The organism is Parvibaculum sp. (genome assembly GCF_002684405.1).
GTDB lineage: Bacteria > Pseudomonadota > Alphaproteobacteria > Parvibaculales > Parvibaculaceae > Parvibaculum.
The window spans coordinates 1-6,840 of record NZ_NYVD01000065.1 but is presented as its reverse complement, the minus strand read 5'-3'; the positions used below and the strand labels follow the sequence as shown (position 1 = coordinate 6,840).

6 protein-coding genes and 1 tRNA gene are annotated in these 6,840 nt (G+C 62.4%); 4 read left to right on the top strand and 3 right to left on the bottom strand.

What is annotated here, in order from left to right; all coding sequences use genetic code 11:
• Both CMI59_RS05540 and map read right to left on the bottom strand, forming a co-directional pair.
• Positions 1-348 (bottom strand): UPF0758 domain-containing protein (locus CMI59_RS05540; RefSeq protein ID WP_363102387.1); only part of this gene is annotated, 348 nt, incomplete at its 3' end.
• Positions 338-1,159 carry a type I methionyl aminopeptidase gene (map, locus tag CMI59_RS05535; protein WP_293325813.1) on the bottom strand — a complete coding sequence of 274 codons (822 nt, stop codon included), beginning with the start codon at positions 1,157-1,159 and terminating at the stop codon, positions 338-340. The genes CMI59_RS05540 and map, both read right to left, overlap by 11 nt.
• Positions 1,160-1,353: 194 nt before the next feature.
• Between map and CMI59_RS05530 the strand changes: the two genes are divergently transcribed.
• From CMI59_RS05530 to CMI59_RS05520, 3 genes are all read left to right on the top strand, one after another.
• A complete protein-coding gene (locus CMI59_RS05530; protein ID WP_293325811.1) occupies positions 1,354-2,136 on the top strand; it encodes a molybdopterin-binding protein in 783 nt (260 codons plus the stop codon).
• Between the two features lie 302 nt (positions 2,137-2,438).
• On the top strand, positions 2,439-2,690 hold the full coding sequence (locus tag CMI59_RS05525) for a hypothetical protein (protein WP_293325808.1): 252 nt from the start codon (positions 2,439-2,441) through the stop codon (positions 2,688-2,690).
• A gap of 156 nt (positions 2,691-2,846) precedes the next feature.
• Positions 2,847-2,933, top strand: a tRNA-Leu gene (locus CMI59_RS05520).
• Positions 2,934-3,136: 203 nt separating this feature from the next.
• On the opposite strand, the gene CMI59_RS05515 is transcribed toward CMI59_RS05520, so the two are convergent.
• A complete protein-coding gene (locus CMI59_RS05515; RefSeq protein ID WP_293325805.1) occupies positions 3,137-5,455 on the bottom strand; it encodes a TonB-dependent siderophore receptor in 2,319 nt (772 codons plus the stop codon).
• A 347-nt stretch (positions 5,456-5,802) separates the two neighbouring features.
• Here CMI59_RS05515 and CMI59_RS05510 point away from each other — a divergent pair.
• A partial coding sequence (locus CMI59_RS05510) for an efflux RND transporter periplasmic adaptor subunit (RefSeq protein WP_293325802.1) occupies positions 5,803-6,840 on the top strand: 1,038 nt, incomplete at its 3' end.

Below are 6,840 nucleotides of genomic sequence, written 5' to 3'. Positions count from 1 at the left end.
TTCCTTCTCGATCACCGTGGCGCGCGAGAGGCGCAGGCCCGCTTCGCGCGCGATACGCAATTCGGTGACGATGGCATCCTTGACGCCGTTCACTTCGCGCAGGCGGTCCGGCTCGGCGGAGAGGACTTCGGAGAAGCCGCCGAAACGGGCGATGAGGTCCTTGGCCAGCGGTTTCACGTCGCGGCGGGGAATGGCGCGGAAGAGGATGAGTTCCAGCAGCTCGTAATCGGGAAGGGCGTCGGGGGCGGTCAGGAAGCGCTCACGCAAGCGCTCTCTGTGGCCGGCGTAATGCGGCTTCTCGTCTTGCTTCCCGCTGGTCCCCCCGGACAATGCCGCCCTATTTGCGATAGGGCGGGCAGTCGAACCCGGCAGGCGATTTGGTGAAAATCTCGTAGCCGGTCTCCGTCACGCCGATGGAATGCTCGAACTGGGCGGAAAGCGAGCGGTCGCGCGTGACCGCCGTCCAGCCGTCCGACAGGATCTTCACGCCGGGCTTGCCGGCATTGATCATCGGTTCGATGGTGAAGAACATGCCCTGCTTCAACGCCGCGCCCTGACCGGGGCGGCCGTAGTGAAGTACGTTGGGCAGATCGTGGAAGACGCGGCCCAACCCGTGGCCGCAGAACTCGCGCACCACGGAGAAGCGTTCGCCTTCGGCATATTCCTGAATGGCCGCGCCGATGTCGCCCAGCGTCGCGCCGGGCTTCACCACCTCGATGCCGCGCATCATTGCTTCATAGGTGATCTGCGTCAGGCGCTCGGCCTTGCGGGAGACCTCGCCCGCGAAATACATGCGGTTCGTATCGCCGTGCCAGCCGTCGAGGATGTAGGTGATGTCGATATTCAGAATGTCGCCGTCGCGCAGCGCGCGGTCGCCCGGAATGCCGTGGCAGACGACATGGTTGAGCGAGGTGCAGCTCGAATGACGGAAGCCGCGATAGCCGAGCGTCGCCGGGATGGCGCCGTGATCCATGCCGTATTCATAGACAAGCTTGTCGAGATGGGCGGTGGTGACGCCGGGCTTCACCTCATCCGCCAGCATGTCGAGCGCGGAGGCGGAAAGCTGCCCGGCCTTCCGCATGCCCTCGAAATCCTCGGGCCCGTGGATGGGAATGCCCTTGTGCTGGACAGGGCTCTCTGTGTCTTCGGCGTAGCTCATTATGACCGGATATGTGCGGTGACAAGGATCGGCAGCCGTAAACCGGCGCCTTTTCCCTAACATAGTGGTTCGAAGCGTCCGGGCCTACCCCCCATTCGTCGGCTCCATTCGCCCTCCTGTTTGTGCAGGCGGGATTTGTGTGGACGGTCCGGCGGGCTTATCTTGCGGCGCAGAGCAAACGGACAGGTGCGAGAATGAGCGGGAGCGGCGAAGGGCAGGGCAAAAAGACAGTCACTGCCTGCGTATTGCTGATCGGAGATGAAATCCTTTCGGGACGGACGAAGGATTCGAATCTCTCCCATATCGCGCATCAGCTGAACCAGATCGGCATCCAGGTCCGCGAGGCGCGCGTCATCCCCGATATCGAGGCGGAAATCGTCGCCACGGTGAACGAGGTGCGCGCGAAATACGATTACGTGCTCACCACGGGCGGCATCGGCCCGACGCATGACGACATTACCGCCGATGCGGTGGCCAAGGCCTTCGGCGTTTCCATCGGGCCCGATCCGGACGCGATGGCGCTGCTGCAGGCGCATTACGCGGAAACGGGAGGCGATTTCACGCCGGCGCGCCAGCGCATGGCCCGGCTGCCGCAGGGCGCCAGCATGATCGCCAATCCGCTCAGCAAGGCGCCGGGCTTCCAGATCGGCAATGTGTTCGTGATGGCCGGGGTGCCCATGGTCATGCATGTCATGCTGGACAGCCTGCTTTCGCGGCTGGAAGGCGGCGCCAGCATGTTGAGCCGCTCGCTCACCGCCTCAATCGGGGAGGGGACGATTGCGGAGAAGCTGGGCGAGATCCAGTCCCGGCATGCGGATGTCTCCATCGGGAGCTATCCCTACTATCGCGGTCGGGAATTCGGCACGAGCATCGTCATGCGGTCGGTCGATTCGTCGGCGCTGGAGCGGGCGGCGACGGATGTTGCGCAGATGTTCGCGCAACTCGGCGTGAGCGCCGTGGAGGGCGAAAAAACCTGACTTTGTTCGTTATATTTCAGGGGCTTGCGGGAAAATCTTGTTGCAGATATGCGACATGAGGCGGGCACATTACGAAACTTTCAGGGTTTTTCGCCAAGTGCCGCGATACAATCCGGCTGGAAACATTTATTGTTCCGGTCATTAAAAGCTCCTTGTTCGCCCACCGGGGCGGGAATGAGAGTGGGGGAAAGCTCCTCTTTCCAGGCATTTTCTGGGAGTGGATTGAGAACCGGAAAGCAAGGCCGCCAATGGTGGCCAAAGTGGACAATAAGGGTCGTGTTGGCCCGGAGGGAGAAACGAATATGAAGAAGACCATTGCCATTCTGGGTATGGCTGCCGGTATCGCGATGATCGGTGCGACGCCGAGCTTTGCGCTTGATTCCAGCTTCGACGCGCTGTCGAAGTCGGGCACGCACAAGTTCTATGTGTGGTGCACGGGCAAGGCCGACAGCGAACAGTCGGAACAGGGCGCCAATGCCAAGGAAGCACAGGCCGCTCTCGCCGCGAAGGTGGGCGACACCTGCTGGCCGGTTTGGCAGGGCCTGGAGAAGTAATTTCTCCGACAGCCCGAACGGGTTTCAAGCGGCGGTCATCCGAAAGGGTGGCCGCCGTTTTTCTTTTGGGGGTTTGCGTGAGCGGCGGGACACGGGCATATCATGTCCTTCCGGCCCTTCCGGGGGATTCGGACCACCCGGCTCCCGGCCGGATCAGCGGACGTGGTGGAACTGGTAGACACAAGGGACTTAAAATCCCTCTCGGGCAACCGAATGCGGGTTCGAGTCCCGCCGTCCGCACCAACTCCCAAACGATCACCCAGTGCGGCTGTTGTCCCGTAAACCAGAAAGCTTCCGCTTTGGCAGCTTATTGGTTTACGGAAGGGCAACCCCAAGCACAGGTCGTCGAACAGGCCTGCTCGCGGGCACAGGGAATGGCAGGCCCAGCTGCGCCGGGGCGGTGCCCCGGCGCAGACAAGACGCAGGCGCGCGCCAAGCGGGCGCACTCACAATTTGTAGTTCAGCGTCACCATCACGTTGCGCGGTGCGCCATAACTCACGGTGTCGAAGTCGCCCTTCTGTAGCGCGTACTTCTTGTCGAGCAAGTTGTTGACGTTGACTGTCACGTCGGTCGTCTCCGTGATGGCGTAACGTCCCATCAGCGACACCAGGCCATAAGGACTCTGCTCCCCGCCCCGCGTACTGGTGCCGGTGTTGGCGGACTGGTAGAAGCGGCTTTGCCATTTGACGCCGCCACCCAGCGTCAGTTTTCTCCACTCTCCCGGCAATTGGTAGGTGGTGAATAGCTGGGCCGTGGTGCGCGGTATTTGCGAATTCAAGCGGACGTCGTCGCCATCTTCCGCCGTGAAGTGGGAGACACCTGCGTAGATGTTCCAGCCACGCGCCAGCTCGCCCTGCAGGTCCAGCTCGACCCCGTGCGACTTCGTGCCATCGACGGATTTGTAGGCCTGGGCACCGCCCGGCGTATAGCTTCCAGCGACGACCTGTGCCGCGTTGTCCAGGTCGGTCTCGAACAAGGCGACCGATGCATTCAGCCGTCCGTCGAGATACTCGCCCTTCAGGCCGATTTCCCTGGTTTTCCCCTTGGACGGCGTGAGCACATTGCCGTTGCTGTCCCGATAGGAGGTCTGCGGGTTGAAGATGCCGGTGTAGCTGACATAGGCCGAATAGGTCTCGTCGATGTCGTAGATCAAACCGGCATACGGGGTGAATTCGCTTTTCTTCTTGTAGTGGAAATGCGTTCCGCCAACGGTCTCGTCGATTTCGTAGTTGCTCAGGCGGCCGCCGACGATGAGCGTCAGAGGATCGGCCAGCGAAAACCGGGCTGCGCTGTAGACGCCGTTCTGCTTGACCTTGGTGTGCGTCGGGACCGACGCCATGGCATTGAAGTCGGGCCGGGGATAGGGCGTGCTCAGGTCATAGACATTGACCGGCATAAAGCCCGGATAGAACGGCGCGATATCCTCCTTGCTGAGGGTGCGACGCGAACTCATCGCCCCGACCACCAGATCATGCTGACGGCCCAGCAACTCGAAGGGGCCGCTGGCCATCACATCGAAGGTGTTTTGACGGCTGTTCCCTCGCGCCGCCAGTGCCACCGGATAGGCTCCATTGGGAAAGGTGCCCAGTCCCGTGCTGCGATCGGGAGTGCCGACCAGGCCGAGCAACTCCGTATCGTATTTGGTGCGGTACTGTTTGGCCGCGGCACGGACGTTCCAGCCGTTGGCGAAACGATGCTCGATTTCGGCAAACGCCGTCTTGAGCGTGTTGTCCCAACGGCTCCAGTCCTGCGCGTAGCTCCTGGAGCGGGAATATTCCGCCTGCGTGCCATCGCTGAACCATAACGGCAAGCCGCCCCAGGTCGCGCCTTTCGGCGTGATGTCCTGGTAGTCGTAACCCAGGCTCACCGTCGTGTCCTCGGTCAGATCCGCTTCGACGATGCCGTAGAACCCCTTCCTCTCAGGCTTGTAGCGGTCGATGTAGGAATGTCCGTCCTGATAGGTTCCCACCATGCGCGCGCGGATGTGGCCGTTCTCGGTCAGCGGCGTGGAGATGTCGGCCATGCCCCGGTAGGTGTGCCAGCTTCCTGCGCCGAGTGAGGCGGCCGCCGAGAAATCACGGGTCGGCCGTTTGCGCACCAGGTTGATCGCGGCCGAGGGATTGCCGGTGCCGGTCAGCAAGCCGGAGGCGCCACGCACGACTTCGACACGATCATAGAACGCGGTATCGAGAGAACTGATGCCGCTCCCGTTGACGATGTCGCCGACGGCAGCGGGTATGCCGTCGTACTGAATGTTGTTGATCAGGAAACCGCGCGAATAGAAGCTCGTCCGTTCGCTATCGGACTGGTAGGACGTGATGCCGGCGGTATTGTCCAGTACGTCCTGCACCGAGTTCAGTTTCTGGTCCTCCATGCGCTGGCGCGTGACGACCGTCACCGACTGCGGTGTTTCCCGCAGCGACAGCGGCAGGCCGGTCGCCGCTGCCGTCTCGCCGGTGGTGTAGGACCCCGTACCCTCGGTCGTCGCCGCATCCACGCGGTCCGCCGTGATGGAGATGGCGGGCGAGATTATCGCCTCCTGAGACGTTTCTTCCCCATCCTTGTTTTGGGTCTGCGTTGGTTCGGCGGCGAATGCGTCCTGCGCGCTCATGAAAATTGCCGCCGCAACTGCCGAACCAAGCACGGTGCGGGGCGCGCTCCTCATGATGCCCTTGTACGGCCTATCCGGATGAGGATGGGCGGCGGGCATTGCGCGCATATCGATTTTCCACCGGAGCTTTCCGGCCGTCGCGAGATCGTTCATATAATAATACTCATTTGCATTTGGGTGCTGCATTTAACACCGGAGCTGCACGGGCGTGATGGTGAAAGTGGGCCAGATTGTTATTCAGTCAGGCCAAACACACTCGCCAATTCTTGGCCGTATTGCGAAATAAATTGACTTGATTTCGCAATGTAGAAGCGCGTTCACGCGGGTAGGGTGCATTTCATCGTGGTCTGCCATGCCTCGACGCAACGCGCCTGGCCGGCCGAACGAGCACCCCGTTCTTTCCGAGGAAACTCCCCTATGCGCTCAATTTGCCTTGGTGGATCGGCCCCGCACGGACGATCACGCGCCATCTCAATCCCCGTTGTCGCCGGGAGGACCGCATGAGCACCGCCGTGATCTCCCGTGCCAAACCCATTGCCATAAGCGTTGTCGGCCTCATCGTGGTCTTCGGCCTGCTTTATGCCTGGCGCATCACCCGCAGCGGCGGCGCTGAACACCACGCCATGCCGCCGGTGCCCGTCTCGACGATCCGCGTAGAACCCCGCAGCGTGGGGGAGGCGTTGCAGGCCGTTGGCAGTTTGCAAGCTGTGCGCGAAGTGCAACTGGCCCCCGACACGTCAGGGCGCGTGACCGCCATCAATTTCGACGCGGGCCAGTTCGTGAAGAAGGGGACCGTGCTGGTTCAGCTCTACGACGCCCCCGAACAAGCGGATCGTGCCGCCGCGGTGGCAAAAGCCGATTTCGCGCAGTTGCAACTTCGGCGCTCGCGGAAGCTGGCCCGCACCGGTGCGGGACCGCGTGAACGGCTCGAACAACGCAAGGCGGAGGTCGCCCAGGCGGTGGCGGCCGTCCGGCAACTGGACGCGCGGATCCAGCAGAAGGCCATCCGCGCACCTTTCTCCGGTCAGCTCGGCATCCGGCGCATCAATCCCGGCCAGTATCTCAATGCCGGTGATGCGATCGCCACCTTGACCCAGCTCGATCCGCTCTACGTCGATTTCACGCTGCCTCAGCAGGATTTGTCCAAGCTGACTTTAGGCGCGTCGGTGCAGGTGACGGTAGATGCGGCGCCGGGCCGGGTATTCAACGCCAAGGTCAGCACCATCGAGCCGCGCATCGACAGCGAGACCCGCAATGTGGCCGTGCAGGCGCTGTTGCCCAATGCCGACCGGCTACTGAGGTCCGGCATGTATGTGACAGCGCGGCTGATGTTGCCCGCAACCAACGACGTGATCGTGTTGCCGCTGACGGCAATCCGGACCTCGGCCTCCGGCGACAGTGTGGTGCTGGTGCAAGGTGTCGATGCACACGGGATCGGCAGGGCGATCGCGGTGCCGGTCGTCACCGGCCGCCGGGTCGGCGACGACGTTCTGGTGACGCAGGGTGTCAAACCCGGCGACGTCGTTGTGACGGCGGGG